Here is a 26,436-nt window from a genome sequence, read left to right on the forward strand (position 1 = left end):
GGCCGGATCCGAACCGCGAACACTGCCGGCCCGAGAGAGCCCTCAGGCCTGCTCCGTCACGCGCTCATTGAAGAACAGCGCCTGACTGATGAGAGCCTTCACCATGTCGGGATTGAACGGCTTGGTGACCAGGAACGCAGGCTCGGGCCGCTCCCCGGTCAGCAGGCGTTCGGGGAATGCGGTAATGAAGATGACCGGAATCGTGTCGACCTTGAGGATTTCGTTGACCGCATCAATCCCCGAACTGCCGTCGGCGAGCTGGATGTCGGCGAGCACCATTTTCGGGTTCGTGCGTTTGTAGAGGTCGACGGCCTCGGAATGCGTACGGGCAATGCCGGTGACGCGATGACCGAGGTCCTCGACCATCTGTTCGATGTCGAGCGCGATCAGCGGCTCGTCCTCGATGATCATGATGTCGGTGGCGACCTGGCGGGAGATTTCCGTCGACGCCTCGTTGAACAGGCTGTTGAACTCGCCTTCGCTGACGCCCAGCACATTGGCCGCCTCGGCCGTCGTGAACCCTTCCACCGTGACCAGAAGGAAAGCATGGCGGGCGCGTGTCGGAACGGCTGCGAGATTGGCCGCCGCCCGCTTTTCCCAGGCGAAGGGCGAGGTGATCTGCGGCAGCTCCACCTTGGTGGAATCGTAGATCGTCACGAAAAGCCTGTAGAGGGCAACCCGGTCGTCTCCGGTATCGGGGAAGATCGAAATGTCCGCGATCAGCGCCTCGAGCACGGCAGCGACATAGGCATCTCCTGATGTCTGCGAACCGGTGACGGCGCGTGCGTATCGCCGCAGATAGGGAAGGTGGACGGCGACGCGGGCAGTAAGGGACATGCAGTTCTCCAATCGATATGGAATACGGTGCGGACTCGGCTGAAAACGCAACGCCCGCAAAAAAGTTCCCATCCCACGGGAACTATTTTGCATCCTCAAGCTTATCAGGATAATTCACACTCCGCCTCGCAAAACGATGGAACTCGATGAACATGGCTGAAGGCCCTCCGGACAAGCCCAGGACGAAAAAGCCATCCGATGCAGGACGCCAGAATTCGCATGCGCTGATCGCATCAAAGTTGCGCGGCTACTACGACAGTATCATCGACGAAGGCACGCCGCCGCATTTGCTGGAACTGCTCGAACGCCTGCACGAAGCCGAAACCCAATCCAGGAAGTAGTGGCCACAAGGCAACGACCGGTCCCTGCCGGGAGCCGGTCGTCGCGGTTTGGCTGTTGTCAAGGCGTCCTGTCATCGTCAAGCCCCACGCCCTGAGACTTGGCCAAGCCATAGGCCGCAGCAGCAACGGCGATGACAGTCAGAATCGAGCGCCCCTTGAGCATGCCGGTCATATCAGCCAGAAGCTGCAGCATCACTGGATCCGGAAGACGGGCCTTCGCCGCGCGACGCCGGGCCTCCATGCGCCGTTCTGTGCGGCGGTTCATCGATTGCACGATAACCAACACGAGCAGCCCGCAGGCCGCAGTCAGTGCGGCAACGAGGAGCGCCGACACGACCGGACCGACCAGGCCGGTCAGGTAGAAGCCGAGTGCGAGCAGTAAAGCCACATAGGCCGTGAGCCCGAAGACTGCAGCTATCGCACCGCCCAGCGCGGTTCGCGCAATACGCGTCGCCGTCGGTCGCACGCTCCCGAAGGCGACAACGCCCAAATGGTGCAGCAGCGGCAACATGATCAGCGCCGGCTAAGAAGGGCGAGCACATAGCCGATGCCCGCAGCCATGGCGAGCGATTGCATCGGCCGGGCGCGCACATAGGCCTCAAGGTCTTGCTCGGCGTTGGCGAAGGTTTCGCGGGCGGTGTCCATATACTGCTGCGAAGTTTCTCCCGCCTGGCGGATCTTGCCGCTGCCGAAAGACGCCACCGTCTGGGTGAGTGAAGCGAGATCGCGTCGCAGTGCCTCCAGGTCAGCCTGCACGTCGTCGCTGGACGCCTCCCCTGCCGTAGATGCCTTGCTTTCGATACGGGCGGCAACGTCGTTCGCAACGCTTTCGGCCTTGTTCTTCGAGGCACTCGGTACCTGCGCCATGACTGGTCTCCTTTTGTCGGATTGAACGTCGAGTTCGCAGGCACAACGCCCCGTCGCGAAGAGTGTTCCCGGCATCTGCCAATTTATTGTGAGGCAGGCCGCGACCGGCTGCCAAATTGATCGATCCGCAAGAAACCACAGGAACTTCCCGCAGCACCGCGCGTTTCCAGATCCGAGGACGTGGAGCCTCGACGAAACACCAGACACGGGAGATATCCGATGAATTGGAATCAGATCGAAGGCAATTGGGCGCAGTTCAAGGGCAAGGCCCAGACCCAGTGGGGCAAGCTGACCGGTGACGATCTCGACGTCATCGACGGTAAGCGCAAAGAGCTCTCTGGCAAGATCCAGGCCGCCTATGGCAAGACCCAGGAGGAAGCCGATCGCGAGATCGACGACTGGATGACCCGCAACTGACAGGTCACGACCGAAACGAGAAACCCGGAAGCCTCGCTTCCGGGTTTTTTGTTGCCCTCAGGCAGCAACCGTGCTTGCCCCGTAGGTCACGCCCTTTTCCTTCAGCCACCGGCGATAGGCGATCGAGGAGGCATCGGCCCGCGTCGGGATCTCCTTGCGCGGCTCAAGCGGCAAGAGCACCGGCCGCTGGTTTTCCAGAATGATCCGGTCCTGCAGGAAGATCATCTGCTGAAAATGAATGAGCTCCGTCGTCGTCGAGACATCGTCGATCAGATACATGATCGGATGTGCCCGGCAGCGGCCCGGATCAAGCGGCTGGACAAAGAGACCGATGACATCCCAGCGATTGGCCGCATTGGGGCAGGTCTTATAGAGGATCGTCGTGAACGGCGTCATCACCCGGTACATGTATTGCGTGGTGATACCGTCCTGCGCAGACAGGGCCGCCTGTGGCTGGAAGAAGGTGCAGTTGGTCGCCCAGACCTCGTCTTCCTCGCGCCTGATCTCGACATCATAGCTCTGCACTTCCGTATGCGGCTCGGCGCCCAGAACATCGGTATGAACGAAGGGGAAATGCGCCATATCGAGAAAGTTCTCGACGATGCGAAGCCCTGATGCCTTTACGGTCACGACACCGCAGGGCACGTAACGCCGGTCAGGCTCGTCGGCTTCCGGCAGCGGAAAAATCTCGCGCTCGGGCTGACCCAGCGTCGCCCAGAGAAAGCCGAATCGATGGCGAAGCGGCAGTGGCTCGACGCGTCCTTCGGCAAAGACTTCGATGACGCCATCCGCCTGCTTGACGACGGTGAGATCCGTGCCGAGCAACCGGTTCTGCGACCTTCCGACCGGGATCAACGCCTCGGTATCGAGCACATACCACTGATCGAGCGACGCCTTGTCGATACCGTTCTGCATTCTCTTATCTTTCCTCTGGAGCATGGGAGAAAGCACTTGAACCCCCATCTCGTCGCCCGTTAGATTGCCCAAAAATTAGAGCGCGCACAATTGCCAGGCAACACTGATCCCCATCCTATGACGGCGAAGGCCGACCAGTCGACCGTCGGCTTTACCTTTTCCGGAAGGCTGGAGCCGAAGGGCTTCATTGCGTTTGCCGAACATCGAGCGGCCCGCCTGTCACTCGGCCTTAACATTGCCTCCTGTGACCGGGACCGCTGTCGACTGACCCTGTCGGGCCCGGAAGCCCTGATCGACGCCTTCGAAATGGCGGTCAGCCTCGGCCCCTATGACAGCATCGTGCTCGACGTATCGAGATTTCAAACCGACGAAGACCTGCCCGAAAAGGCCGCATCATGACATCAGCCACCCTCTGGATCCCCGTTGCCCTTTCCGCTGACATCGAAGTCGGCACCTCTGCCGGAACGCTCGTCAACGGCGAGGAGCGCGTCGTCTGGCGCGACGAGAAGGGCGAAATCCATGTCTGGGAAGACCGCTGTCCGCATCGTGGCATGCGCATGAGCTTCGGCTTCGTGCGCGGCGACCACATTGCCTGCCTCTATCACGGCTGGCGCTACGATACCGGCGGTCAATGTCGCTACATTCCGGCCCATCCCGATCTCGAGGTGCCAAAGACCATCAAGGTCCCGACCTTTGCCGCAACCGAACGCGCCGGGATCATCTGGATGGCCGAGGAAGGGGCGGATGCGGCTGATCTCTCGACGCTTCATGAGACGGCCGAACCAGTTCGCAGCCTGTTCTTCGACATTACGGCGGAAGCGGCTCTTTCGGCGGTGACTTCAGCGCTGCCGGAAGGCTACAGCGTGAGCGCAACCACTGCCGCAACACTCACCCTGCAAGGAAACGGCACGACTGTCCTGATCGCAGCCCAGGCCCGTGACGCCGAGCGCACAGCACTCCATATAACAATCACCGGCAACGCCGACACCAACGCCCGCCGCGACTTGATCCTCTGGGCCACGAACCTCCGCAATAGCCTCGAAGCCCAGACGATGGAGGCCGCGTGATGATCAGGCTGCACGACTACCACCTCGACGAAAACGGTTTTCGCGTTCGTCTCCTCCTCTCCATGCTCGGCCTTGCCTTCGAAACGGTCGCCGTCGACAAGGCGCCGGGCCGCGAGCAGGAAAAGCCGCACATGCTGGCGCTCAACCCGACCGGCACGCTGCCGATCCTCGAAGACGGCGATGTCAGGCTCTTCGGCACTGCCGCCATTCTCGCTTATCTCGTCCGCGCTTATGCGCCTGACAGCCCCTGGCTGCCTGCAGATGCCGCAGACTTCGGACGCGTCCAGCAATGGCTGGGTTTCTCCGGTCGCGAGCTGAAACCCGCCATCGACGCCCGCGAGGCGGCTCTTTTTACCTCGGAGGGCGCCAGCGACAGCGATCTCAAGGCCGCGCGAAAAGCCTTCCGCATCATGAACGACCATATGACGCTCAGGCAGATCGAAGGCTCGGACTGGTTCGTCGGCGCCAGCCCGACACTCGCCGATCTGGCCCTCCTGCCGAGCTTTGCGCTTTCGCGTGACTGCGGCATCGACCATGACGAATACCCCGCCCTTCGCCGCTGGCTGCGCCGTTTCCGCGCGCTTCCGGGCTTCATCACCATGCCGGGCGTACCGGATTACCATTGACCTGCCTTGCTGGCCGAAAGCCGCTCGGCTAGGTCGATGACAACGCAGGGAGGTCCGCCATGATCCGCATCGTCTTTCTCGACCGCGACACGCTGTCGCCGGAAACCGTGGTCCGCGCGCCCTCCGTGCCGCATGAAATGGTGGTCCATGGCCGCACCGCTCTGCACGACGTGGCTGAGCGCATCCGGGACGCCGATGTGGTGATCACCAACAAGGCCCCTGTCCGCGCCGAGGCACTGGCCGGCGCCACGAAGCTCAAGCTGATCGCCGTCTCCGCCACCGGCACCGACATTGTCGATCTCGCGGAGGCCAAGGCGCGTGGCATCGCCGTCTGCAATATCAGGAACTACGCCAAACACACGGTGCCCGAACACACCTTCGCCCTGATGCTGGCGCTGCGCCGCTCGATCCTGCCCTATCGCCAGTCTGTGATCGAGGGCCGCTGGCAGCAGGCGGCGCAATTCTGCTATTTCGATTATCCCATCGCCGATCTCGGCGGTTCGACGCTCGGCATCATCGGCCATGGCACGCTGGGCCAATCCGTCGGAAAGATCGCCGAAGCCTTCGGCATGACGGTGCTCTCAGCTGGTCGTCGCGGCGCAACCGAGCTGAAGCCCGGCCAGACGGCCTTCGACGAGGTGTTGAGACGCTCTGACGTGATCACACTGCATTGCCCGCTGACACCGGAAACGCGCGGCGTCATCGGTGCGCGCGAATTCGGCCTGATGGAACGCAAACCACTCCTGATCAACACAGGTCGCGGCGGCCTCGTCGATGAACTGGCGCTGGAAAAGCCCTCGACGCCGGCCAGATCTCCGGCGCCGGATTCGACGTGACCGATGGCGAACCGCCCGCGCCAGACAGCCCGATGATGCGGATCGCGTCACGCGAAAACGTCATCCTCACCCCGCATGTCGCCTGGGCCAGCCGCGAGGCAATCCAGGCGCTGGCCGACCAGCTGATCGAGAACATCGAGCTGTTTCTCGGCGGCGCGCCCCGCAATCTCGTGACGTAATCCAACCATCGCAGCCCTTGCCCTTTCCCCGCGACGCATATCTAACTCTCTCAAAAGACACGGGAGGACGGCATGCGGTATCTGGAGGCGGACTATCAGGGCGAGGAAATCCTGACCGCGAAAAAGGGCGCACTCGGGCTGATTGCCCTCAATCGGCCCCGCGTGCTCAATAGCCTCTCCCACGACATGATCCTCGCCTTCGGCAAGGCGCTCGATGCCTTCGAGGCCGATCGCCAAGTGGCCGCCGTCCTCGTCACCGGCGAGGGCGAACGCGGGCTTTGCGCCGGCGGCGACATCAGGATGTTCTATGAAAGCGGCAAGGCCGGCGATGGCAAGGCCTCCCATTTCCTCAAGGCCGAATACCGCCTGAATGCCCGCATCGCTGGCTTCAAGAAACCTTACATCGTCGTGATGGACGGCATCACCATGGGCGGCGGCGTCGGCGTCTCCAGCCATGGCAGCCACCGCATCGTCACCGAAACGACCAAACTCGCCATGCCCGAAACCGGTATCGGCTTCTTCCCCGATATCGGCGCCACCTGGCTGCTTTCCCGCGCACCCGGCGAACTCGGCACCTGGATGGGGCTAACAGGCGAGGCGGTGAACGGCGCGGATGCCATCACCGCAGGTTTTGCCGACTGGTATGTGCCGCAGGACCGGGTGGCCGAACTTGTGGGAACGATCGCCGCCCTCCCCGCGCCAGCCCTCGGGGCAACCATCGCCTCAATCATCCGCGACTATACGGTGGACGGCCCGACCGGCATTTTTTCCGAAGGCCGCGCCATGATCAACCGCTGCTTCGCCTTCGACACGGTGGAGGAAATCTTCGCCGCCCTAGACAAGGAACAGGGCGACCTCGCCGCCAGAACCCTCACCGCCATGCGCGCGAAATCGCCGACCAGCCTGAAGGTGACGCTCAAGATGCTGCGCGAGGCCCGCCGCTCCAGGGACCTCGAAACCTGCCTGGAGCGCGAATTCGCCGGCACGCTCCAGGTGGTGAAAGTCCCCGACTTCTACGAAGGCATCCGCGCGGCGATCATCGACAAGGACCGCAACCCGAAATGGTCGCCTGCGACGCTGGAGGATGTGGCGCCGGAGAGTGTTGAGGCGTTCTTTGCGGTTAGGGATGAGCGGTTGTTTGGGTAGGGTCGGAGAGGCTGGGCAGTCTGCGGAGCTTTCTCTTGATAGGCATGACGCTCTCCAACTGCAGCAACTCAACGTCGCCGCTTCGGAACAGGCCGCAACATTCTGAAGGTAAAGAGTGTGCCGCAATGGGCCTTCAGGGATCTAACGCTGTGCGCAAATTGCGGTCGTCAGCGTACGTCCGAATAGGCTATGCAGTGATCTGCTTGACGCGGCTCGGGGCAAAAATGCAAGCAAACATCGAACACCGATACAATACTATGGCGGCTGAAGTCGTCGCACGAAGCGCCAGGATTGTGACCCCCGTCATCCCGAAAGCTTTGGCCGACTGGCTTGTGGAGGCGCGTTTTTACAACGGCTATTTCTTAGGCCCTCGCAATCCACCGACATCCATAGATAGGCAGATTGCTGAAGCAACAACATACTTAGATGCCTTCTCGGTGGAAATGCTTCTAAACAAGCTTCATCTGCAGGATGACCTGGACGATAACTATCCTGCTCATGACGTCGTCCTGATCTATCTTGCCGTCTGCGATTACTTCGCCCGGTATTTGGTGATGAACCGGATAACAAGCCCAATGCTGCTGTGGTATTCAACCGACGCGTTCGATCCCGACGCAGAATTCCCCAGCCACACCATGAGCTTCGGATTCCCTCGGTCCATGAGCGACTACTACCCTTTGGATATTTCCGAAGGATCGCAAGTCCGTATCGTCACAAAGATCACGCTAGCGGTGTGATAGTTTGGTGGCTCAGAGCCGAGATACGGCATGACAGCGATACCGTCATTACAATGCCTTGGTAGGCAATCCAAACTCCGCCGACGGACCAAGGAAAACATGTCATGACATCATCTGAAGAGGTTGGGGTCGACACGATCCACGTTCGCCTTCTCGATGAGCCAGTTTCCGTATGGCGACCAGTCAAGGCGAAAGCACTCGGCAATGGGCGCTTCGTTATCCTACCACAAGAGGTTCCAGACTATGAAAAGTGGGAGTTTGCCCCGGGGGAGACAGTCGCGGTTGAAGCTCATGTGAGCGCGGCAGGTGATTACTTCAGGGCCGTAAGCGCGTATTAGGCACTGGAAGTCCACTCGAAAGGCAAATTCAGATCTAATTTGCGGCCATCCAATCGGATCGGCCCTATCCACCATGTCACATTTGGAGGGTGAGAAGTTGAACGCGATCGAGTTCACAAATCGCTTGAGAATTCTCATGCCAGAATTCGAAGAGATAGAAGAGAGATTGACCCTAGAGTTTCGCCCCGAGCCCGCCGGAATTGTTTCCCTGTGCGCTGAGGCCGGTTGGCAAATAGCAGCCAATTTTCATTCCATCCCAAATCCGGGAGCACTCTTCGAGGTCATCGAAGCCGCCATGGCCAGCGGAGACGACACACTGTCAACTGCCGTAGCAACAGGCCTGATCGAAGGGTTGATATCCTCATCGGATAACCGTCCCGGTGAATGGGGCATGATCCTTCCATATCTCGGCGTGAAGTCGAAGGCCTATGCGGACGCTTGGATCGAGTTTACAGACACCGGATCAATTTCGGCATAGGACCGGGGGCTATCGCTCAGGTCTGGAAGACGACTCCTATTTTGATTTTGTCCAAAGTTCCTCGTCCGACTTGATAGCGGCCACCACCGATTTTGCGCGTTCATACGTATCGGTTTGCAGCGTCAAGCCCATGTGGTCCGTCTCTATGCTTACGAGCAGTTCGACAACATCTTGATCAGGAGTACCTCTTCGCAGGAGTCCAGCGGCCTCTATCAGATACGAATCATATTCGTCTGCAACCCCTTGCGCGTTGCCCTCGTCCCATCGCTGATCTGGACCCAGTAACCCTATTGGGTCCCAAAGCGACCAGCCAATGTCACGCAGTCGCGAAAGCCTGAGCATAGGCGGGTTGGGAAGGCGAGGCATCGATTTAATCCATTTCCTTCGCAGCAACGCTGCATGACTTACGCACATGTCCGCTTCGGGCCGACTGGCGGTCATCAGATGGTCCTTGTCACTTGAGAGCCGATTTTCTCTGCTGCCGATGGACGAGGAGGGTCTGTTCGGCTTCCTCCCGTGATGGCAAAGGGCGCTCTGATCTCAAGATATGAAATGCGCCGCAGTTTTCGTCAGGGCAACCACAGGAAACGACGTCCACATGGTGCTTGGTTTTTCCCGCTCGCTTTTGCACAGCGTTTATGCGCTCTTCGCTCTTGATGGTGTCAATGATCGCACCCCGCCTCAGGAATTTTCCGGTCATTGCTGTGCTCCAAGATGTCTTGTCGTCTGCGCCAAAATGACATCACGACCGAACGTTCGCAATGGGCCGAATGCAGCCGAAGATTTCCCACGCCCCAACCAGAGAAAAGCCGCTACTCAATCTCATACGGCATCGAATTCCTCACCCGGTGATCCACCACCAGCTTCCTTTTTAGCGGCGGCACGGCGCGGCTGGTGCATTTGACGCGCTCGCAGATGCGGCAGGAAATGCCGATGGGGTCGAAGGCGCCGCGGTTGGAGAGGTCAAGGTCGTCGGCATAGACGAAGGCGCCAGCATAGGAGATTTCGCAGCCGAGCGCGAGCGCATAGCGCGGATTGGCGGCGCGGAAGCCGGCGGAGCCTTTTGACACTTGCGTCGCGATGCAGAGATAGCGCACGCCGTCGGGCGTTTCCGCCGTCTGGCGGATGATCCGGCCCGGCGTCTCGAAGGCCTGATGCGCATTCCACAGCGGACAGGCAGCCCCGAAGCGGGCGAATTGCAGGCGGGCCGCGCTGTGCCGCTTGGTGATATTGCCGGCCCGGTCGATGCGGGCAAAGAAGATCGGCACGCCCTTGAGGCCCGGCCGCTGCAGCGTCGAAAGCCGGTGGCAGACCTGTTCGAGCGACGCCTCGAAACGGGCGGCGAGCAGTTCGATGTCGTGGCGCAGATCCCGCGCGGCGGTGAGGAAGCTGCGATAGGGCAGGATCAGCGCGCCGGCGAAATAGTTGTAGAGCCCCATGCGACAGATCTCGACCGCCTCTTCGCTGCGGAAATTGGCCTGTTTCAGCACCTGGTCGATCTTCGTGGCAGCCCCGAGCTGGGCGATCTGGATGGCGATCTGGAAATCGCGGGTGGGGGCCGATGCATAGCGGCTGACGGTGAGGATCCGCCCCACCGGATCGAAACGGCGTATCGCCTCGTCGCCCGCCTCGCCGCGCACGACGCGGACACCATGGCGCGCTTCGAGATGGCCTGAAAGGGCCGCGTAATTTTCCCCCTCGCCGAGCTTCAGCTCTGTCGCCAGCTGCTCGGCGGCAAGATCGAGATCGTGGATGTAATTGTCGACGAAGTGGAAGAAGTCGCGCACCTCGTCATAGGGCGTCACCTCCTGGCTGGGCGCCGCGCCCAAGCGGTCGTCGAGGCTCGCCAGCTGCTCATTGCCGCGCCTGTAGGCCTGGTGGGCGGCAATCAGCGCATGGGCAAAGCCGGGGGCGTTCTGGGTGACGAGCTTCAGCTCCTGCAGGCTTGGCGAATAGGTCTCGAACAAGGGATCGGAGAGCGCCTCCGTCAGCGCCGAGAGGAGCCGATCGTTCTGGCCCGAGGAAAGCTCGGTGATATCGATGCCGAACTTTTCCGCCAGCGACAAAAGCACCGAGGCCGAGACCGGGCGCTGGTTGTTTTCGATCTGGTTGAGATAGCTGGTGGAAATGCCGACCATATCGGCAAACTGCGCCTGCGTGGCCCCGTTCGCCTGGCGGATGTCGCGGACCTTGCGGCCGATGAAGAGTTTCCCGATGGCCATTTCGCAAATTCGCAATTTTCACTTTGCAAATTCATAAATCCACAGATGCACCTGTTCAACCGTTTTCTTCTGCGGCACAGTGGAATAGGTGTCACATCAAGGCTTAAGAGCCAGAAGACCATTCGGGAGGAAGCATGTCGACGATCCTGGACCAGCTCGAAGCGCGCCGCGCGGAGGCCCGCCTCGGCGGCGGCGAAAAGCGCATCGCCGCCCAGCACGGCAAGGGCAAGCTGACCGCCCGCGAGCGCATCGAGGTCCTGCTCGACGAAGGCTCGTTTGAAGAATACGACATGTATGTCACGCATCGTTGCGTGGATTTCGGCATGGAGACCCAAAAGGTGCCGGGCGATGGCGTCGTCACCGGCTGGGGCACGATCAACGGCCGCCAGGTCTATGTCTTCTCCCAGGATTTCACCGTGCTCGGCGGCTCGCTGTCGGAAACCCATGCCCAGAAGATCTGCAAGATCATGGACATGGCGATGAAGGTGGGCGCGCCCGTGATCGGCCTCAACGACTCGGGCGGCGCCCGCATCCAGGAAGGTGTCGCCTCGCTCGCCGGCTATGCCGATGTCTTCAAGCGCAATGTCGATGCCTCAGGCGTCATTCCGCAGATCTCCGTGATCATGGGCCCCTGCGCCGGCGGTGCCGTGTATTCGCCCGCCATGACCGATTTCATCTTCATGGTGCGCGATAGCTCCTACATGTTCGTCACCGGCCCCGATGTGGTGAAGACGGTCACCAACGAGATCGTCACGGCAGAAGAACTGGGCGGCGCCTCGACGCACACCAAGAAGTCTTCGGTTGCCGATGGCGCCTATGAGAACGACATCGAAGCCTTGGAACAGGTTCGCCTGCTCTTCGACTTCCTGCCGCTCAACAACCGCGAAAAGCCACCGGTTCGCCCCTTCCATGACGATCCGGCCCGCATCGAAATGCGGTTGGACTCGCTGATCCCCGACAGTTCCAACAAGCCCTATGACATGAAGGAGCTGATCTACGCGCTGGCCGACGAGGGCGATTTCTTCGAGATCCAGGAAGCCTTTGCCAAGAACATCATCACCGGCTTCATTCGCATGGAAGGCCAGACGGTCGGCGTCGTCGCCAACCAGCCCATGGTGCTCGCAGGCTGCCTCGACATCGATTCATCGCGCAAGGCCGCCCGCTTCGTCCGCTTCTGCGATGCCTTTTCGATCCCGATCCTGACGTTGGTCGACGTGCCCGGCTTCCTGCCCGGCACCGCCCAGGAATATGGCGGCGTCATCAAGCATGGCGCGAAGCTCCTCTTCGCCTATAGCCAGGCGACCGTGCCGATGGTCACGCTCATCACCCGCAAGGCCTATGGCGGCGCCTATGACGTCATGGCGTCGAAACATATCGGCGCCGACATCAACTATGCCTGGCCGACGGCCGAAATCGCCGTGATGGGTGCCAAGGGCGCTGCCGAAATCCTGTACCGCTCGGAACTCGGCGATGCCGAGAAGATCGCGGCGCGGACGAAGGAATACGAAGTCAACTTCGCCAACCCCTTCAAGGCCGCCGAACGCGGCTTCATCGACGAAGTGATCATGCCACATTCCTCCCGCCGCCGCATTGCCAAGGCCTTTGCGAGCCTCCGCAACAAGCAGGTTGGCACCCATTGGAAGAAGCACGACACGATCCCGCTGTGAGGGGCCCGTTGTAACGACCGATTGAGAGTGGGCAAGGACGACACGGAAGGCCTATATAACTCTCGGCGCGCCCGAGGCGCTTGACCGAGAAAGGATCCGATTTCATGAGCGACGAAAAATTCCCGCCCGAAAAGAACCTGCCCGCCGGCTACGTGCCGCCGAAGGTCTGGACCTGGGAACCCGGCAATGGCGGCGCGTTTGCCAATATCAACCGGCCTATATCAGGCGCGACGCATGACAAGGAACGCCCGGTCGGCAAGCATCCGCTGCAGCTTTATTCGCTCGGCACGCCGAACGGCCAGAAGGTGACGATCCTGCTTGAGGAACTGCTGGCGGCCGGTCACGAAGGCGCCGAATACGATGCCTGGCTGATCAATATCGGCAAGGGCGACCAGTTCGGCTCGGGCTTTGTCGAGGTGAACCCGAATTCCAAGATCCCGGCCCTGATGGACCACGCCCCCAAGGATGGCGGCGAGCCGATCCGGCTGTTCGAGAGTGCCTCGATCATGACCTACCTCGCGCAAAAATTTGACGCCTTCCTGCCGACCGAGACCCGCGCGCGCGCAGAAACGCTGAACTGGCTGTTCTGGCAGATGGGCTCCGCCCCCTTCCTCGGCGGCGGCTTTGGCCATTTCTACGCCTACGCGCCGATGAAGATCCAATATGCCATCGACCGCTATGCCATGGAGGTGAAGCGCCAGATGGATGTGCTGAACCGCCACCTCGCCGACAACGAGTTCATGGCCGGCAAGGACTACACCATCGCCGATATGGCCATCTGGCCCTGGTATGGCAGGCTTGCCCTGCATGGCGCCTATGACGATGCCGGCACGTTCCTCTCCGTCGATGAATACGAAAATGTCCAGCGCTGGACGAAGCAGCTTGCCGCCCGCCCCGCCCTCAAGCGCGGCGCGATCGTCAACAAGACCTCCGGCCCGCTCTCCGAACAGCTGCATGAACGCCACGATGCCTCCGACTTCGATACGAAGACGCAGGACAAGATCGCTGCGGCGTAAGGAGAGACCATGCCAAGCCTCCCCGACATGACCAAACATCGCGGTTTCCCCGGCGGCATGCCGGGGACCGGTGTGCAATTCACCATCCGCCGCGCCAATCCGCGCGGCGTCACCCCCATCAAGGCCTTCCCGCGCAAGGCGCGCCCCGGCACCAAGGAACACCGCATCGACGCGGCCTTCCTGCATGCGCTCTGGCACCATTTCGGCGCGGAACCCTTCGAACGCGGCAATCTCGATGCGGCACGCCTCAGCCTGCTCTTCGGCCGCGAAGTGATCCCGGCCACCAAGGACTTCGACCCGCTCTCCTATGAAGCCATGCTGGTCATCGACGAGAGGGTGGCGCGGAAGAACTTCCCCGAATCCTTCGAAGACGTGTTCGAGGTGTGAACCTATGGCAAAAGATCCGCTCATGCCGAAACACCAGGGCTTTCCGCTCGGTCTGCCCGGAACGCAGTGGCAATACACGATCCGCCGCGCCAATCCGAAGGTCACACCGGTGACCAACTGGCCGCGCCACCGCACCATGGACCAGACGGTGGCACTGGCCGATCTCGGCTTCATGCAGGCGCTCTGGCAGTATTTCGGCACGGAACCCTTCGAGCGCGGCAATCTCGACGGCGAACGCCTCTGCCGCCTCTTCGGCCGCGAAGTCATCGCCGCCGAACGCGGCTTTGATCCGCAATCCTATTTTGCCAAGCTGAAGATCAACGAGCCGCTGGCCCGAAAGAATTTTCCGGAAGCCTTTGGCGAGGTGAAGGATGAGCAGAGCGTGGCCAAGGGCTTGAAGAAGAAGGCGCGGGAATAGCGGGAAAACATCGGGATTGCACGGCATCCTCGGTGCTTTCCATTTACATGTCAGCGGGAAAGATCGGCGAACTCCAGGGGGCAAGAGAATGTTCAGAAATATCGTCAAGTACCTGGCCGTTATGGCATTTGTGCTCCAAGCCCCCTTCGCCGGCGCGAAGGAAATCCCGATGTGGGAAGGTCTCATCAAGAGCGAGCAACAGAAGAGAGCTGACACGGAGTTGATAGAGGCAGCGCGCAAAGCTGGCGCCGGTACCTTGGACAAGGCCACCTATCGCGCGATCCAGTTGGGCTGGCAGTTTGTTGCGCAGGGGGATCCCGACATGGCCATCAAACGGTTCAATCAGGCTTGGCTGTTTGAACCAGCTAACGCTGATATCCACTGGGGATTTGCTGTGGCGACCGCTCTGCAAGGGGCGCCATTATCAACCGTGGAGCGACATTTCGCCAAGGCAGAAAGTCTGAAGAAGAACGATGCCGCGCTCTTTGCCGATCATGGACGCATACTACAGCAACGGGGCGAGAATGAGCGAGCAATCGAGTATTTCAAAAAATCTCTGAGCATCAACCCCGATCATCGGGATGCGCATGTCGGAATGGTGCTCGCCTCGGCAGCCCTTGGCGACATGAAGACAGCGGAAGAACACCGAAGGTTGTTAGGCAAATGATCCAGAAAATCCTCATCGCCAACCGGGGCGAAATTGCCTGCCGGGTCATCAAGACCGCGAAGAAGCTCGGCATCAAGACGGTCGCCGTCTATTCCGATGCCGACCGCAATGCGCTGCATGTCGAGATGGCCGATGAGGCCGTGCATATCGGTCCGGCACCATCGAACCAGTCCTATATCGTCATCGACAAGATCCTCGACGCCATCAGGCAGACCGGCGCCGATGCAGTCCATCCCGGCTACGGCTTCCTCTCGGAAAACGCCGCCTTTGCCGAAGCGCTGGAAAAGGCGGGCGTCACCTTCATTGGCCCGCCGGTGAACGCGATCCAGGCCATGGGCGACAAGATCACCTCGAAGAAGCTGGCCGCCGAAGCCGGCGTCTCGACCGTGCCAGGGCATATGGGCCTGATCGCCGATGCCGACGAGGCGGTGAAGATCTCCGACCAGATCGGCTATCCCGTGATGATCAAGGCGTCTGCCGGCGGCGGTGGCAAGGGCATGCGCATTGCCTGGAACGCCGAAGAGGCCCGCGAAGGCTTCCAGTCGTCGAAGAACGAAGCGAAGAATTCCTTCGGCGACGACCGCATCTTCATCGAGAAGTTCGTCACCGAACCGCGCCATATCGAAATCCAGGTGCTCGGCGACAAGCATGGCAACACGCTTTATCTCGGCGAACGAGAATGCTCGATCCAGCGGCGCAACCAGAAGGTCATCGAAGAGGCCCCCTCGCCCTTCCTCGATGCCGCGACCCGGAAGGCCATGGGCGAACAGGCCGTGGCACTGGCAAAAGCCGTCGGCTATCACTCCGCCGGTACCGTGGAATTCATCGTCGATGGCAAGCAGAACAAGTTCTACTTCCTCGAGATGAACACCCGCCTGCAGGTCGAACATCCCGTCACCGAACTGGTGACCGGCCTGGATCTTGTCGAGCAGATGATCCGCGTCGCAGGGGGCGAAAAGCTGTCCTTCGGTCAGGACGATGTGAAGCTCAATGGCTGGGCCATCGAAAGCCGGCTCTATGCCGAAGACCCCTATCGCAACTTCCTGCCCTCGATCGGCCGCCTCACCCGCTACCGCCCGCCGGCAGAGGGCACGACCGCAGACGGCACTATCATTCGCAACGACACCGGCGTCTTCGAAGGCGGCGAGATCTCGATGTATTACGACCCGATGATCGCCAAGCTCTGCACCTGGGCTCCTGATCGACTGACCGCCATCGAGGCGATGTCGGAAGCGCTCGACAGCTTCGAGGTCGAAGGCATCGGCCACAACCTGCCCTTCCTTTCAGCAGTCATGAACCAGGATCGTTTCCGCTCCGGCAAAATCACCACGGCCTATATCGCCGAGGAATTTAGGGACGGTTTCACCGGCGTCACGCCGGACGCGGCCTCGGCGGAAAAGCTCGCCGCGATCGCCGCCGTCATCCATCATCGCCTGCAGGCGCGCGCCATCCAGATTTCCGGCACCATCGGCAACCATACCCGCAAACTCGGCAAGGACTGGGTCGTCAATCTGGCCGGTAGCGACCACGCACTGGTCGTCACCGAAGGCACCGGCAACACCCGCGTTGCCTTCGAGGCTGGCAGCGAACTTGTGGTCGCCACCGACTGGCAGCCGGGTCAGACACTCGCCCACATCGATATCGGCGGGGAGACGCTCGCGGTGAAGGTCGACCTCAAGGGCCCCGCCATCCGGCTCCGCTGGCGCGGCATGGATTTGACCGCCCGCGTCCGCTCGCCGCGCGTCGCAGCCCTTGCCAAACTCATGCCCGAAAAGCTGCCGCCGGATACGTCGAAGATGCTGCTTTGCCCGATGCCGGGTGTCATCACCGGGGTTGCGGTCAAGGAAGGCGAGACCGTGGAAGCCGGTCAGGCGCTCGCCACCGTCGAGGCGATGAAGATGGAAAACATCCTGAAAGCCGAACGCCGCGGCACCGTAAAGAAGATCGTCGTCAAGCCGGGGCAGAGCCTCGCGGTGGATGAGTTGATCATGGAGTTCGAGGGGTGAGGATCAGTCTGCGCAAGGAGCTCGGCATTTTTGGCGCGCTGTTTGCCGCAATGATCATCATGTCGGTTCTAGACATTTACTATGTCGCTACAGCAGGTGGGTTCTTGCTTCTGACGGGCATTCCAACACCTGGAGGTGCGCCGCTATGGGTGCATGTCATCAACATGGGCATTAAAGGGTTTTGGGCGGCAGTTGCATATGCAGTGGTCATGAAGACAGTCTTTGGTGGAGTTTCGGCAATTCGCGTTGCGGTGTTGTGGATCTCCGGGCTCTTGATCATCGCCCTTCTAGGGGGGCTAGCAGACAGTGGCGCCTTGCAGATTTCATCAGCAATGCTTGTGGGCATGGCTGCGTACTTCTTCATCGGCCAGATCATTGCCAGAGACTGGGTGTCTCGATGAGGCTAGGCCATGGATCAATCAATCATGGAGTTCGAGGGGTGAAGTCGCCTTCGACAATCGCGGCTTGGGTACCCCCCTCTGTCGGCTACGCCGACATCTCCCCCACAAGGGGGGAGAGTGGCCGCTCGCGTTGCGCCTGCCTCACAGATTCGAAGTTACATTTGAGGCAAAAGGCCGACCCCACTCTGCTCTCCCCCCTTGTGGGGGAGATGTCCGGCAGGACAGAGGGGGGTATCCACGCGGCAAACCGGCAGCCGATGCAAAACCGCCTAGGACAGACGCTTCAGCATATGCCGCTGATGATCCTGTCCACCGAAGAAGACGGCAATGACTTGTACGGTCCGCGTTGTCTCGTAAACGTCGAAATAGATGACTGCGCGGTTCTTGGTGACGTGACGCAGACCATCGCCAATCTCCTTCGACAATGTCCCCTGATAGGGCGCGTTCCCGAGGCCAAAGATGTCGCTGCGGATTCGGCGAACGCGTTCGGATGCTTGATCAAAGGCATCTTCGAGAGGTTCACCCAACTGGGTGTAGGACTGAACAAGATGATCGAAGATCTGCTTGAGATCGCTCTCGCTTTCTTCCGAAAGTTCGATCTCAAAGACCATACTCGGCCTTCTTTGCAGCAATCATCGCCTCGATCCGCTCGTGGCTTTCAGCCTCAGAGAGGAAAGGCCCCTTGCGCCGACGCTCAATTAGTGCCCGCAACGCCTCGACATCGTCCTCCCGCATCGCTGTCTCCTCCCGCACCAGATCCAGCCCTCGCTCGACGACAGCGGCAAGGCTTGGAAAATGGCCGTCCTCGACCAGCTTGCGGGCGAATTCTTCCTGCTGCGGCGACAGCGAGACAGAGGCTTTCACGGTCATGGCAAGGCACTCCGGTTGAGGCCTTCAGAATAACCCGACCCCGAAACCCCGTCAAACAGACCTCCCTCGGCGCACCGCCGAAACGCGCAGCCTTCGCGAAAGGATCGCATCGATGACCAAGAAAACCATCGCCGACTGGCAGGCGCTTGCCGAGAAGGAATTGAAGCGTCCGGCCGACAGCCTTGTCTGGAACACGCCCGAGGGCATTCCGGTCAAGCCGCTTTATACGACGGACGATATCGCCGGCATCGGCCATCTCGACAGCCTGCCGGGCTTTGCCCCCTTCGTGCGCGGACCGCGTGCTACGATGTATGCCGGGCGCCCCTGGACGATCCGGCAATATGCCGGCTTCTCGACGGCAGAGGAGAGTAACGCTTTCTATCGCAAGGCGCTTGCTGCGGGTCAGCAGGGCGTATCCGTCGCCTTCGACCTTGCGACCCATCGCGGCTATGACTCGGATCATCCCCGTGTCGAGGGCGATGTCGGCAAGGCGGGTGTGGCAATCGACAGCGTCGAGGACATGAAGATCCTGTTCGACGGCATCCCGCTTCAGGATATCTCCGTCTCGATGACCATGAACGGTGCCGTTATCCCGATCCTCGCCAATTTCATTGTCACCGGCGAGGAACAGGGCGTTTCGCGCGAAAAACTGTCCGGGACCATCCAGAACGACATCCTCAAGGAGTTCATGGTCCGCAACACCTATATCTACCCGCCCGAACCCTCGATGCGGATCATCGCCGACATCATCGAATATACGGCGAAGGAGATGCCGAAGTTCAACTCGATCTCGATCTCCGGCTATCACATGCAGGAGGCAGGCGCGACGTTGGTGCAGGAACTGGCCTTCACACTGGCCGACGGGCGCGAATATGTTCGTGCTGCCATCGCCAAGGGCCTGAATGTCGATGAATTCGCCGGGCGCCTCTCCTTCTTCTTTGCCATTGGCATGAACTTCTTCATGGAGGCGGCAAAGCTGCGCGCCGCCCGCCTGCTCTGGACCCGCATCATGCAGGAATTCGAGCCGAAGAAGGCGTCGAGCCTGATGCTGCGCACCCATTGCCAGACCTCGGGCGTGTCGCTGGCCGAACAGGACCCCTACAACAACATCGTCCGCACCGCCTTCGAGGCGATGTCGGCGGTACTCGGCGGCACCCAGTCGCTACACACAAACTCTTTTGACGAGGCGATTGCGCTGCCGACGGAATTCTCCGCCCGCATTGCCCGCAACACCCAGCTGATCCTGCAGCATGAGACGGGCGTGACCAAGGTCGTCGATCCGCTGGCCGGCTCCTATTATGTCGAGAGCCTGACCAACGACATGGCCGATAAAGCCTGGGCCCTGATCGAGGAAATCGAGCGGCTGGGCGGCATGACCAAGGCCGTCGATGACGGCTTGCCGAAGCGCCTGATCGAGGAGGCCGCGACCCGTCGTCAGGCAGCTGTCGACCGTGCCGAGGAGGTGATCGTCGGCGTCAATAAATACCGCCTCGAAAACGAGGAGCCGATCGATATCCTGCAGATCGACAACACCGCCGTTCGTCTGTCGCAGATCAAGCGCATCGAGCAGACGCGCCGCCAGCGTGACCCGAAGCGGGTCAGCGAAACGCTGGCACGCCTCACCGAAATCGCTCGCTCAGGCGAGGGAAACCTCCTCGAAGCCGCAGTGGACGCGGCTCGCGCCCGCGCCACCGTCGGCGAAATCTCGGATGCCATGCGCGCGGTCTTCGGCGATCACATTGCGGTCCCCGAAGTGGTGCATGACATCTATGGCAAGGCCTATGAAGGCGATCCGGAAATGGAGACGCTGTCCACCCGCCTCAAGGATTACGGCAAGGCGGCTTCCAAGCCGCGCATCCTGATCGCCAAGCTCGGCCAGGATGGCCATGATCGTGGCGCCAAGGTGATTGCATCCGCCTTCGGTGACATCGGCTTCGATGTGGTGGCAGGGCCTCTCTTTCAGACGCCGGACGAAGCGGCCGATCTCGCCGTCGCCAACAAGGTCCAGGTCGTCGGCATGTCCTCGCTCGCCGCCGGTCACAAGACGCTCGCCCCACAGCTGGTCGAGGCGCTGAAGGCCAAGGGCGCCCATGACGTGATCGTGGTCGTCGGCGGGGTCATTCCGCGCCAGGATTATGACTTCCTGCTGGAGCATGGCGTCTCCGCCGTCTTCGGTCCCGGCACCAATGTCATGGATGCCGCGCGCTCGGTGCTTGACCTCCTGGAGGGTCGCCTGCGAAACAGTTGAGGCTGACGGCTCGGGGAGGGGCATGGAGACCTACGATTACATCGTCATCGGCGCCGGCACAGCCGGCTGCCTGCTGGCCAACCGGCTCTCCGCCGATCCCACGCGCCGCGTGCTGCTGCTGGAGGCCGGCGGCAGCGACAATTATCACTGGATCCATATCCCGGTCGGCTATCTCTATTGCATCAACAATCCCCGCACCGACTGGTGTTTCAAGACGGAAGTCGAGCCGGGCCTGAACGGTCGCGCCATCGGCTATCCCAGAGGTAAGGTGCTTGGCGGCTGCTCCTCGATCAACGGCATGATCTATATGCGCGGCCAGGCCCGCGACTACGACCAATGGCGCCAGATGGGCTGTGAAGGCTGGGGCTGGGATGACGTGCTGCCGCTCTTCAAAAAGACCGAAGACTTCCACCGGGGCGCCGACGACAAGCATGGTTCAGGCGGCGAATGGCGGGTGGAGAAGGCGCGCCTGCGCTGGCAGGTGCTGGAAGCCTTTCGCGAGGCGGCCAAACAGGCAGGCATCCCGGAAACCGACGACTTCAATCGCGGCGACAACGAGGGCTCCGGCTTCTTCGAGGTCAACCAGCGCTCCGGCATCCGCTGGAACACGGCGAAGGCCTTTCTGAAGCCGGTCCGGCACCGTAAGAATCTGACCATCCTCACCCGCGCCCATGTCAAGCGGCTGACCATTGAGGGCGACCGCGTAACCGGCGCCGACGTCCATCACGACGGTGAGTTGAAACGCTTCGCCGCCCGCCGCGAGGTCGTGCTGTCAGCCGGTGCCATCGGCTCGCCGCAGATCCTCGAACTCTCCGGCATTGGCCGCGGTGACGTCCTGCAGAATGCCGGGATAGAAACGGTGCGCGAAGTGCCAGCCGTCGGCGAAAACCTGCAGGACCACCTTCAGCTCCGCCTCGTCTTCAAGGTCAAGGGCGTGCCGACCCTCAACGAACGCGCGTCGAGCCTACTCGGCAAGGCGATGATCGGGCTGGAATATGCGCTCCGCCGCTCGGGGCCGATGTCCATGGCGCCGAGCCAGCTCGGCATCTTCACCCGGTCCGGCCCGGACAAGGAAACCGCCGACCTCGAATATCATGTCCAGCCGGTCTCGCTCGACAAGTTCGGTGACCCCGTTCATCCCTTCCCGGCGATGACGGCAAGCGTCTGCAATCTGAGACCCGAAAGCCGAGGCTCGGTGCACATATCGGGACCGGACTTCACCGCCCAACCGAAGATCGCGCCGAACTACCTCTCGACACCTGGCGACCGCGACGTCGCCGTCCGCTCGATCCGCCTCACCCGCCGCATCGCCTCCCAGCCTGCCTTTGCGCGCTATCAGCCGCAAGAATATCGCCCCGGACCTGATCTCGAAAGCGATTTGGATCTGGAGAAGGCCGCCGGCGACATCGGCACAACGATCTTTCACCCCGTCGGCACCTGCCGCATGGGTGCCGATCTCGACAGCGTCGTGGATACGCGGCTCAGGCTGAGAGCACTGAAAGGCCTGCGCATCGCCGATGCCTCGGTGATGCCGACCATCACCTCGGGCAACACCAATTCCCCGACCCTGATGATCGCCGAAAAGGCCGCAGCGATGATCCTGGAAGATCACCGCTGAGCGCTCACATCAGCTGCGATCGTCTGCATTCGCCCCAAGCAGTTTCGGCAGATCGCCAAAGCGTGCCACAAGCCCGAAGACCGTGGCAGCGATCGCCACAAACAGGATCGTCACCGAAGCCATGACCGGCGTATAGCCGTAGCGCAGCGCGTTGAAGATCTTGATCGGCAGGGTCTCCATTACGAACCCGACCGTCATGTAAGCCACGATGTATTCGTTGAGCGAGAGCACGAAAGCGAAGGCATAACCTGACACGAGGTAGGGCGCGATCAGCGGCAGCACGACCGTCCGAAAAATCGTCCGGTCGTCGGCGCCCATGGTGGCGGCCGCCTCGACCAGTGAGCGGTCAATCGCCGAGAAACCGAGCGAGAGCGTCACGAGCGGCAACGTCACGAAGAAGATCGCGTGACTGATGACCGCCGTCCAGGGCTGGCCATAGAAGCCGGTCGCGGCCCAGAAGGTGAGCAAGCCCAGCGCCGTGATGACGGGCGGCAGCGTGAAGGGCGCGATGCCCAGCAACTGGAAGACCTGCGCCCAGGGTGCAAGACGCCGCCAGAGGAACCAGGCGAGCGGCAGCGCAATCGCAACCGCAAGAGCCGCTGCACAAAGCGCCAGGATGACCGAGGCGAAGAAGGCCGCGCGCCAGCCCGGATCGGTAAAGATCGCGCCGTACCACGAAAGCGAAAAGCCCTGCGGCGGGAAATTTAGGCTCTGCTTGGCATTCACCGAGACGCCGGCAACGACGACGATGGGGGCGGCGAGGAAGATGCCGATGAGGGTGAAGTAGAGACGGGTCAGGATCGTGTTCATGCCGCCTCTCCCTTGCGACCGATCAGCAGCGTCAGCGCCACCATGCCCAGCGTGACCAGCACGAGGAACACGGCCATGGCGGCTGCGAACGGCATGTTCGACTGGTAGATCGCCTGATCGGTAATCAGCACCGACAGCGTCCAATGCGAGGGCCGACCGAGGATCTGCGGCAGCAGATAGGAGCCAAGCGCGAAGATGAAGACCATGATCAGCGTGGCGATCAGCGTATTGCGCAGCGCCGGCACGACCACCGTGAAGAAGGCCTTGATCGGCGAAGCGCCAAGCGTGCGGGCCGCTTCCGTTAGCGTTGGATCAAGCCGGACGAGGGCGGGATAAAGCACGAGCACCGTATAGGGCAGCGCCTGATAGGTCATGCCAGTCAGAACCGCGCCGAAATTCGGCATCAGCGCCACGGGCTTTTCCATGAGGCCGATCATGACCAGCAGGTTGGTGATGCCGGCGGTGCGCGAGAACAGCGTCGACCAGGCAAAGCCGATAATGACTTCGGAAAGCGACAGGATGGAGAGGAGCGCGACGAGCCACAGCACCTGGGCTTTGCGCGACATGCGCGCCAGCAGATAGGTGAACGGTAGCGCCAGCGTCACGCAGACCACTGCGACAGCGACCGCCAGCATCAGCGAGAAGCTGAGCACGCCACCAAAGAAGAAGGACAGGAAGCGGGCGTAGTTGTCGAAGACGAAATCGGGCGAATAGAAACCCGCCGGATCGCGGCGGAAGAAAGAGACGGCGATCATCGTCGCAAAGGGCACGACGAAGAACAGGATCAGCATGCCCGCCGGAAAGGCAAGCGGCGCATAGTCGAGTGCGGTTTTCGGGGGCTCGCGTCTCATGCCGACAGCACCACGGCAGTTTCGGGGTCGATGACGATGCCGACATCCTGACCGACAGTCACGACCGGCCGTTCGCGCGGCGTCGAGACGGCAACGACTTCGGTCCCGGCGACATCGAGGAAGGTTTCGATCGTACCGCCGAGATCGCGGATGAAGGTGACCTTGCCGGTGATACGGCCTTCGCCGGGGGCCGCGAGCTTGACGTCCTCGGGCCGAACCGAGAGGCTGACCTGCCCCTGCCCCGGGGGTGCCGAGATGCCGGCGACGCTATGGCCAAGCACAAGCGCCGTTCCACCTTGCGCTGTCAGCGGCAGGAGATTGGTCGAACCGATGAAGTCGGCCACGAAGCGGTCTGCCGGCTTGCGATAGATCTCGATCGGGCTTGCCGCCTGACGGATCTTGCCCCCGTTCATGACGACAACCGTATCTGCCATGGTCATCGCTTCGCGCTGATCGTGGGTAACGACAATGGTGGTGATGCCGAGCTGCTGCTGCAGCTTGCGCAGCTCCACCTGCATCGCTTCGCGCAGCTTGGCATCAAGCGCCGACAGCGGCTCGTCGAGCAGGAAGAGTTTGGGCGAAATGGCGAGCGCCCGCGCAATCGCCACACGCTGCCGCTGGCCGCCGGAAAGCTTGTGCACCGGACGGTCGGCATAACCGGTGAGGTGGATCATGGAGAGCAGCTCGTCGACCCGCTTCACCTGCTCTTCGCGACCGATGCCACGGATGCGCAAGGGATAGGCGATGTTCTCGCCGACGGTCAGATGCGGGAAGAGCGCCAGCGACTGGAAAACCATGCCGAGATCACGCTTATGCGTCGGCACCTGCGTGATGTCGCGGCCATCAAGCACGATCGCGCCATGGGTCGGACTGTCGAGCCCGGCGACCATCCGAAGCAGCGTGGTCTTGCCGCAGCCGGAGGGGCCGAGCAGGCAGACGAAGGTGCCGTGCGGCACGGAAAGCTCGACATTGTCGACCGCCGTGAACGGGCCGAACTGCTTGGTGACGGAATTGAGGGCGAGGCCAGACATCATGTCTCCGAAATCAAATGGTGTAGGCTCAAAGCCCTTTGGCGCGGCAATAGCATCTCACGCCCGAATTGTCTTGCACACGGCTAGGATCGAATACTGCACGATATGCGTTTGAGACTGGAGGCTGGGGCATTTGCCCCTCACCCTACCCTCTCCCCGCAAGCGGGGAGAGGGGAAGCAGGCGCCGCGCGATCCGCGTGTCTCCTTCTCCCCGCGTGCGGGGAGAAGGTGCCGGCAGGCGGATGAGGGGCAACCGCCCCCAGCATCATCAACCGACGATCAGTTCCGTCCACTTCTGGTTCAGCCAGTCCGACTTGGTCTGGTAGAGATCATAACGCGGCGTGATCGGCTCGATATCCGAAGAGACGGACGCAAATTCGGCATCGGTCAGGTCGAGCAATTCGCGCTTGACCGTCGGGGCCGTGCCGACCTTGCGCGACAGGGTCGCCTGGATCGACGGCTGGCACATATAGTCGATGAAGATATGCGCTTCTTCCGACTTGGTCGAGGCACGCGACAGCGCCCAGCAACCGGAATCCTGAATGCCGCCTTCCTTCGGGAAGGTCGAGCGGACCGGCTGGCCATCGGCTGCGGCAAGACCCGTGACGTCGTGGTAATACTGGCCCATCGGGATCTCGCCGGATTTCAGCGACTGCTCGAACTGGGCTTCGTCGCGATACCAGAGGCGCACATTCGGCTTCACTTCGGCAAGCTTGTCGAAAGCCTTCAGGATGCCTTCTTCGGTATCAAGGGCATTGGTGCCGCCGAAATGGGTCTTGGCGGTCACTTCCAGCAAAAAGGAGTTGGACACGAGCGCCAGCAGGCCGAGCTTGTCGGCATTGGCCGGATCCCAGAGCGCATTCCAGGAGGTCGGCGCTTCCTTGAAGACATCCGTATTGGTGACGAGCGTGATGTACCAGGCAACGGCGCCGACGCCGGCGACACGACCATCCGGATACTTGTTGACGAAACGGTCGATCAGGCCCGAGGCATTCTTGATCTTCGCCATATCGATCGGCGCCCAGAGCTCGGTCGCTTGCCCCTTCAGCATGGCGACCTGCGACATCATCGAGAGGTCGGCCGGAGCTTGGCCGGCCTTGGCGGCCTGCTCGAGCTGCACCAACCAGGCTTCACCGGTCGGCTCAGCCACGGATTCGACGGCAATCCCGGTTGCCTTGGTGAATTCCGGGAAGATGTTCTTGTCGAATGAGTCTTTGAAGTAACCGCCATAGACGCCGATCTTGATCGACTTGTCCTGGGCGCGCAGGATCGACGGCATGGCAAGCGCGCCGGCAGCGGCGAGCGAGCCTGCGAGCACGCTGCGACGGCTGACGGAAGTGGAGAGAATGTCTTTCATGGTCCTGTTCCCTTGTTTTGGTTGAGGCGTTCGTCGCCCGTTTTCGGTTCTGGCCGTGCGGTGCGAACCGCCCGGAATGTCTC

General features: G+C 61.3%; 30 protein-coding genes and 1 pseudogene. 18 read left to right on the forward strand and 13 right to left on the reverse strand.

Translation table 11 applies throughout. The features are described from left to right. Window positions 1-42: 42 nt before the first annotated feature. A complete protein-coding gene (locus tag J2045_RS01355) occupies window positions 43-837 on the reverse strand; it encodes a response regulator (protein ID WP_307368391.1) in 795 nt (264 codons plus the stop codon). A 152-nt stretch (window positions 838-989) separates the two neighbouring features. On the opposite strand from J2045_RS01355, the gene J2045_RS01360 reads away from it, so the two are divergent. Beyond that, on the forward strand, window positions 990-1,178 hold the full coding sequence (locus tag J2045_RS01360) for a NepR family anti-sigma factor (RefSeq protein WP_166598814.1): 189 nt from the start codon (window positions 990-992) through the stop codon (window positions 1,176-1,178). Window positions 1,179-1,236: 58 nt separating this feature from the next. On the opposite strand, the gene J2045_RS01365 is transcribed toward J2045_RS01360, so the two are convergent. Next, on the reverse strand, window positions 1,237-1,689 hold the full coding sequence (locus tag J2045_RS01365; protein WP_307368398.1) for a hypothetical protein: 453 nt from the start codon (window positions 1,687-1,689) through the stop codon (window positions 1,237-1,239). Between the two features lie 2 nt (window positions 1,690-1,691). Continuing rightward, a complete protein-coding gene (locus tag J2045_RS01370; RefSeq protein WP_307368401.1) occupies window positions 1,692-2,045 on the reverse strand; it encodes an ElaB/YgaM/YqjD family protein in 354 nt (117 codons plus the stop codon). Between the two features lie 219 nt (window positions 2,046-2,264). Between J2045_RS01370 and J2045_RS01375 the strand changes: the two genes are divergently transcribed. Next, complete coding sequence (locus tag J2045_RS01375; protein ID WP_307368405.1) at window positions 2,265-2,462, forward strand: CsbD family protein; 198 nt, start codon at window positions 2,265-2,267, stop codon at window positions 2,460-2,462. A gap of 57 nt (window positions 2,463-2,519) precedes the next feature. On the opposite strand, the gene J2045_RS01380 is transcribed toward J2045_RS01375, so the two are convergent. After that, window positions 2,520-3,377 carry an aromatic ring-hydroxylating oxygenase subunit alpha gene (locus tag J2045_RS01380; protein WP_307368408.1) on the reverse strand — a complete coding sequence of 286 codons (858 nt, stop codon included), beginning with the start codon at window positions 3,375-3,377 and terminating at the stop codon, window positions 2,520-2,522. A gap of 117 nt (window positions 3,378-3,494) precedes the next feature. On the opposite strand from J2045_RS01380, the gene J2045_RS01385 reads away from it, so the two are divergent. The 7 genes and pseudogenes from J2045_RS01385 (at window position 3,495) to J2045_RS01415 (ending at window position 8,784) form a co-directional block, all read left to right on the forward strand. Continuing rightward, a complete protein-coding gene (locus tag J2045_RS01385; RefSeq protein WP_307368411.1) occupies window positions 3,495-3,776 on the forward strand; it encodes a hypothetical protein in 282 nt (93 codons plus the stop codon). Then, entirely contained in the window at window positions 3,773-4,444 is a 672-nt protein-coding gene (locus J2045_RS01390) for a Rieske 2Fe-2S domain-containing protein (RefSeq protein ID WP_307368414.1), read from the forward strand. The genes J2045_RS01385 and J2045_RS01390 overlap by 4 nt, the downstream gene beginning before the upstream one ends. Beyond that, window positions 4,444-5,070: a glutathione S-transferase family protein gene (locus tag J2045_RS01395; protein WP_307368417.1), complete on the forward strand. Its 627-nt coding sequence runs from the start codon at window positions 4,444-4,446 to the stop codon at window positions 5,068-5,070. Before J2045_RS01390 ends, J2045_RS01395 begins: the two co-directional genes overlap by 1 nt. A gap of 59 nt (window positions 5,071-5,129) precedes the next feature. Next, window positions 5,130-6,085 (forward strand): annotated as a pseudogene (locus tag J2045_RS01400) (D-2-hydroxyacid dehydrogenase). 72 nt (window positions 6,086-6,157) lie between these two features. Continuing rightward, on the forward strand, window positions 6,158-7,231 hold the full coding sequence (locus J2045_RS01405; RefSeq protein WP_307368420.1) for an enoyl-CoA hydratase/isomerase family protein: 1,074 nt from the start codon (window positions 6,158-6,160) through the stop codon (window positions 7,229-7,231). Window positions 7,232-7,455: 224 nt separating this feature from the next. Further along, window positions 7,456-7,968, forward strand: a complete 513-nt coding sequence (locus J2045_RS01410; protein ID WP_307368423.1) for a hypothetical protein — start codon at window positions 7,456-7,458, stop codon at window positions 7,966-7,968. Window positions 7,969-8,403: 435 nt separating this feature from the next. Beyond that, window positions 8,404-8,784 carry a DUF7674 family protein gene (locus tag J2045_RS01415; RefSeq protein ID WP_307368425.1) on the forward strand — a complete coding sequence of 127 codons (381 nt, stop codon included), beginning with the start codon at window positions 8,404-8,406 and terminating at the stop codon, window positions 8,782-8,784. Between the two features lie 36 nt (window positions 8,785-8,820). On the opposite strand, the gene J2045_RS01420 is transcribed toward J2045_RS01415, so the two are convergent. From J2045_RS01420 to J2045_RS01430, 3 genes are all read right to left on the reverse strand, one after another. Beyond that, window positions 8,821-9,225, reverse strand: a complete 405-nt coding sequence (locus J2045_RS01420) for a hypothetical protein (RefSeq protein ID WP_307368428.1) — start codon at window positions 9,223-9,225, stop codon at window positions 8,821-8,823. A 13-nt stretch (window positions 9,226-9,238) separates the two neighbouring features. Beyond that, the gene (locus J2045_RS01425) at window positions 9,239-9,484 is read right to left on the reverse strand and encodes a hypothetical protein (protein ID WP_307368432.1); all 246 of its coding nucleotides are present in this window, start codon (window positions 9,482-9,484) and stop codon (window positions 9,239-9,241) included. Between the two features lie 112 nt (window positions 9,485-9,596). After that, entirely contained in the window at window positions 9,597-11,006 is a 1,410-nt protein-coding gene (locus tag J2045_RS01430) for a helix-turn-helix domain-containing protein (protein ID WP_307368436.1), read from the reverse strand. A 134-nt stretch (window positions 11,007-11,140) separates the two neighbouring features. On the opposite strand from J2045_RS01430, the gene J2045_RS01435 reads away from it, so the two are divergent. The 7 genes from J2045_RS01435 to J2045_RS01465 all read left to right on the forward strand — a co-directional run bounded on the left by J2045_RS01435 (window position 11,141) and on the right by J2045_RS01465 (window position 17,568). Beyond that, a complete protein-coding gene (locus J2045_RS01435; protein WP_307368439.1) occupies window positions 11,141-12,673 on the forward strand; it encodes an acyl-CoA carboxylase subunit beta in 1,533 nt (510 codons plus the stop codon). A 104-nt stretch (window positions 12,674-12,777) separates the two neighbouring features. Next, window positions 12,778-13,689: a glutathione-dependent disulfide-bond oxidoreductase gene (gene yghU, locus J2045_RS01440; RefSeq protein WP_307368442.1), complete on the forward strand. Its 912-nt coding sequence runs from the start codon at window positions 12,778-12,780 to the stop codon at window positions 13,687-13,689. A 9-nt stretch (window positions 13,690-13,698) separates the two neighbouring features. Beyond that, the gene (locus J2045_RS01445; protein WP_307368445.1) at window positions 13,699-14,076 is read left to right on the forward strand and encodes a hypothetical protein; all 378 of its coding nucleotides are present in this window, start codon (window positions 13,699-13,701) and stop codon (window positions 14,074-14,076) included. Window positions 14,077-14,080: 4 nt separating this feature from the next. Next, the gene (locus tag J2045_RS01450; RefSeq protein WP_114365133.1) at window positions 14,081-14,494 is read left to right on the forward strand and encodes a hypothetical protein; all 414 of its coding nucleotides are present in this window, start codon (window positions 14,081-14,083) and stop codon (window positions 14,492-14,494) included. 88 nt (window positions 14,495-14,582) lie between these two features. Beyond that, window positions 14,583-15,161, forward strand: a complete 579-nt coding sequence (locus J2045_RS01455) for a tetratricopeptide repeat protein (RefSeq protein WP_307368450.1) — start codon at window positions 14,583-14,585, stop codon at window positions 15,159-15,161. Next, on the forward strand, window positions 15,158-17,167 hold the full coding sequence (locus J2045_RS01460; protein WP_307368452.1) for an acetyl-CoA carboxylase biotin carboxylase subunit: 2,010 nt from the start codon (window positions 15,158-15,160) through the stop codon (window positions 17,165-17,167). The genes J2045_RS01455 and J2045_RS01460 overlap by 4 nt, the downstream gene beginning before the upstream one ends. Further along, window positions 17,164-17,568, forward strand: a complete 405-nt coding sequence (locus J2045_RS01465; RefSeq protein ID WP_307368455.1) for a hypothetical protein — start codon at window positions 17,164-17,166, stop codon at window positions 17,566-17,568. Before J2045_RS01460 ends, J2045_RS01465 begins: the two co-directional genes overlap by 4 nt. A gap of 269 nt (window positions 17,569-17,837) precedes the next feature. Here J2045_RS01465 and J2045_RS01470 read toward each other — a convergent pair whose 3' ends face one another. Both J2045_RS01470 and J2045_RS01475 read right to left on the reverse strand, forming a co-directional pair. Beyond that, on the reverse strand, window positions 17,838-18,179 hold the full coding sequence (locus tag J2045_RS01470; protein WP_307368458.1) for a type II toxin-antitoxin system RelE/ParE family toxin: 342 nt from the start codon (window positions 18,177-18,179) through the stop codon (window positions 17,838-17,840). Continuing rightward, window positions 18,169-18,438 (reverse strand): ribbon-helix-helix domain-containing protein, encoded by a 270-nt coding sequence (locus tag J2045_RS01475; protein ID WP_307368461.1) that lies wholly within the window; start codon window positions 18,436-18,438, stop codon window positions 18,169-18,171. The genes J2045_RS01470 and J2045_RS01475 overlap by 11 nt, the downstream gene beginning before the upstream one ends. A 112-nt stretch (window positions 18,439-18,550) precedes the next feature. On the opposite strand from J2045_RS01475, the gene scpA reads away from it, so the two are divergent. Next, on the forward strand, window positions 18,551-20,686 hold the full coding sequence (scpA, locus tag J2045_RS01480; RefSeq protein WP_307368464.1) for a methylmalonyl-CoA mutase: 2,136 nt from the start codon (window positions 18,551-18,553) through the stop codon (window positions 20,684-20,686). Window positions 20,687-20,708: 22 nt separating this feature from the next. Further along, the gene (locus J2045_RS01485; RefSeq protein ID WP_307368467.1) at window positions 20,709-22,304 is read left to right on the forward strand and encodes a GMC family oxidoreductase; all 1,596 of its coding nucleotides are present in this window, start codon (window positions 20,709-20,711) and stop codon (window positions 22,302-22,304) included. 9 nt (window positions 22,305-22,313) lie between these two features. Here the strand turns inward: J2045_RS01485 and J2045_RS01490 are convergent, their stop codons facing one another. The 4 genes from J2045_RS01490 to J2045_RS01505 form a co-directional block, all read right to left on the reverse strand. Then, window positions 22,314-23,114, reverse strand: a complete 801-nt coding sequence (locus tag J2045_RS01490; RefSeq protein ID WP_307368470.1) for an ABC transporter permease — start codon at window positions 23,112-23,114, stop codon at window positions 22,314-22,316. Next, window positions 23,111-23,965, reverse strand: a complete 855-nt coding sequence (locus tag J2045_RS01495) for an ABC transporter permease (protein WP_307368473.1) — start codon at window positions 23,963-23,965, stop codon at window positions 23,111-23,113. The genes J2045_RS01490 and J2045_RS01495 overlap by 4 nt, the downstream gene beginning before the upstream one ends. Next, entirely contained in the window at window positions 23,962-24,996 is a 1,035-nt protein-coding gene (locus tag J2045_RS01500) for an ABC transporter ATP-binding protein (protein ID WP_307368476.1), read from the reverse strand. Before J2045_RS01500 ends, J2045_RS01495 begins: the two co-directional genes overlap by 4 nt. A gap of 268 nt (window positions 24,997-25,264) precedes the next feature. Then, a complete protein-coding gene (locus J2045_RS01505) occupies window positions 25,265-26,353 on the reverse strand; it encodes an ABC transporter substrate-binding protein (RefSeq protein WP_370872951.1) in 1,089 nt (362 codons plus the stop codon). Between the last annotated feature and the right edge of the window lie 83 nt (window positions 26,354-26,436).

This window comes from Peteryoungia aggregata LMG 23059 (assembly GCF_030814435.1).
Classification (GTDB): Bacteria; Pseudomonadota; Alphaproteobacteria; order Rhizobiales; family Rhizobiaceae; genus Allorhizobium; species Allorhizobium aggregatum.

Excerpts from the sequence above, each read along its gene's own strand:
- J2045_RS01385 (WP_307368411.1), top strand. The coding sequence starts at position 3,495 with ATGACGGCGAAGGCCGACCAGTCGACCGTCGGCTTTACCTTTTCCGGA.
- J2045_RS01390 (WP_307368414.1), top strand. The coding sequence starts at position 3,773 with ATGACATCAGCCACCCTCTGGATCCCCGTTGCCCTTTCCGCTGACATC.
- J2045_RS01430 (WP_307368436.1), bottom strand. The coding sequence starts at position 11,006 with ATGGCCATCGGGAAACTCTTCATCGGCCGCAAGGTCCGCGACATCCGC.
- J2045_RS01420 (WP_307368428.1), bottom strand. The coding sequence starts at position 9,225 with ATGACCGCCAGTCGGCCCGAAGCGGACATGTGCGTAAGTCATGCAGCG.
- J2045_RS01505 (WP_370872951.1), bottom strand. The coding sequence starts at position 26,353 with ATGAAAGACATTCTCTCCACTTCCGTCAGCCGTCGCAGCGTGCTCGCA.
- J2045_RS01410 (WP_307368423.1), top strand. The coding sequence starts at position 7,456 with ATGCAAGCAAACATCGAACACCGATACAATACTATGGCGGCTGAAGTC.
- J2045_RS01470 (WP_307368458.1), bottom strand. The coding sequence starts at position 18,179 with ATGGTCTTTGAGATCGAACTTTCGGAAGAAAGCGAGAGCGATCTCAAG.
- J2045_RS01485 (WP_307368467.1), top strand. The coding sequence starts at position 20,709 with ATGGAGACCTACGATTACATCGTCATCGGCGCCGGCACAGCCGGCTGC.
- yghU (WP_307368442.1), top strand. The coding sequence starts at position 12,778 with ATGAGCGACGAAAAATTCCCGCCCGAAAAGAACCTGCCCGCCGGCTAC.
- J2045_RS01475 (WP_307368461.1), bottom strand. The coding sequence starts at position 18,438 with ATGACCGTGAAAGCCTCTGTCTCGCTGTCGCCGCAGCAGGAAGAATTC.
- J2045_RS01435 (WP_307368439.1), top strand. The coding sequence starts at position 11,141 with ATGTCGACGATCCTGGACCAGCTCGAAGCGCGCCGCGCGGAGGCCCGC.
- J2045_RS01455 (WP_307368450.1), top strand. The coding sequence starts at position 14,583 with ATGTTCAGAAATATCGTCAAGTACCTGGCCGTTATGGCATTTGTGCTC.
- J2045_RS01380 (WP_307368408.1), bottom strand. The coding sequence starts at position 3,377 with ATGCAGAACGGTATCGACAAGGCGTCGCTCGATCAGTGGTATGTGCTC.
- J2045_RS01370 (WP_307368401.1), bottom strand. The coding sequence starts at position 2,045 with ATGGCGCAGGTACCGAGTGCCTCGAAGAACAAGGCCGAAAGCGTTGCG.
- J2045_RS01355 (WP_307368391.1), bottom strand. The coding sequence starts at position 837 with ATGTCCCTTACTGCCCGCGTCGCCGTCCACCTTCCCTATCTGCGGCGA.
- J2045_RS01375 (WP_307368405.1), top strand. The coding sequence starts at position 2,265 with ATGAATTGGAATCAGATCGAAGGCAATTGGGCGCAGTTCAAGGGCAAG.
- J2045_RS01365 (WP_307368398.1), bottom strand. The coding sequence starts at position 1,689 with ATGTTGCCGCTGCTGCACCATTTGGGCGTTGTCGCCTTCGGGAGCGTG.
- J2045_RS01490 (WP_307368470.1), bottom strand. The coding sequence starts at position 23,114 with ATGAACACGATCCTGACCCGTCTCTACTTCACCCTCATCGGCATCTTC.
- J2045_RS01395 (WP_307368417.1), top strand. The coding sequence starts at position 4,444 with ATGATCAGGCTGCACGACTACCACCTCGACGAAAACGGTTTTCGCGTT.
- J2045_RS01360 (WP_166598814.1), top strand. The coding sequence starts at position 990 with ATGGCTGAAGGCCCTCCGGACAAGCCCAGGACGAAAAAGCCATCCGAT.
- scpA (WP_307368464.1), top strand. The coding sequence starts at position 18,551 with ATGACCAAGAAAACCATCGCCGACTGGCAGGCGCTTGCCGAGAAGGAA.
- J2045_RS01425 (WP_307368432.1), bottom strand. The coding sequence starts at position 9,484 with ATGACCGGAAAATTCCTGAGGCGGGGTGCGATCATTGACACCATCAAG.
- J2045_RS01460 (WP_307368452.1), top strand. The coding sequence starts at position 15,158 with ATGATCCAGAAAATCCTCATCGCCAACCGGGGCGAAATTGCCTGCCGG.
- J2045_RS01500 (WP_307368476.1), bottom strand. The coding sequence starts at position 24,996 with ATGTCTGGCCTCGCCCTCAATTCCGTCACCAAGCAGTTCGGCCCGTTC.
- J2045_RS01495 (WP_307368473.1), bottom strand. The coding sequence starts at position 23,965 with ATGAGACGCGAGCCCCCGAAAACCGCACTCGACTATGCGCCGCTTGCC.
- J2045_RS01445 (WP_307368445.1), top strand. The coding sequence starts at position 13,699 with ATGCCAAGCCTCCCCGACATGACCAAACATCGCGGTTTCCCCGGCGGC.
- J2045_RS01450 (WP_114365133.1), top strand. The coding sequence starts at position 14,081 with ATGGCAAAAGATCCGCTCATGCCGAAACACCAGGGCTTTCCGCTCGGT.
- J2045_RS01405 (WP_307368420.1), top strand. The coding sequence starts at position 6,158 with ATGCGGTATCTGGAGGCGGACTATCAGGGCGAGGAAATCCTGACCGCG.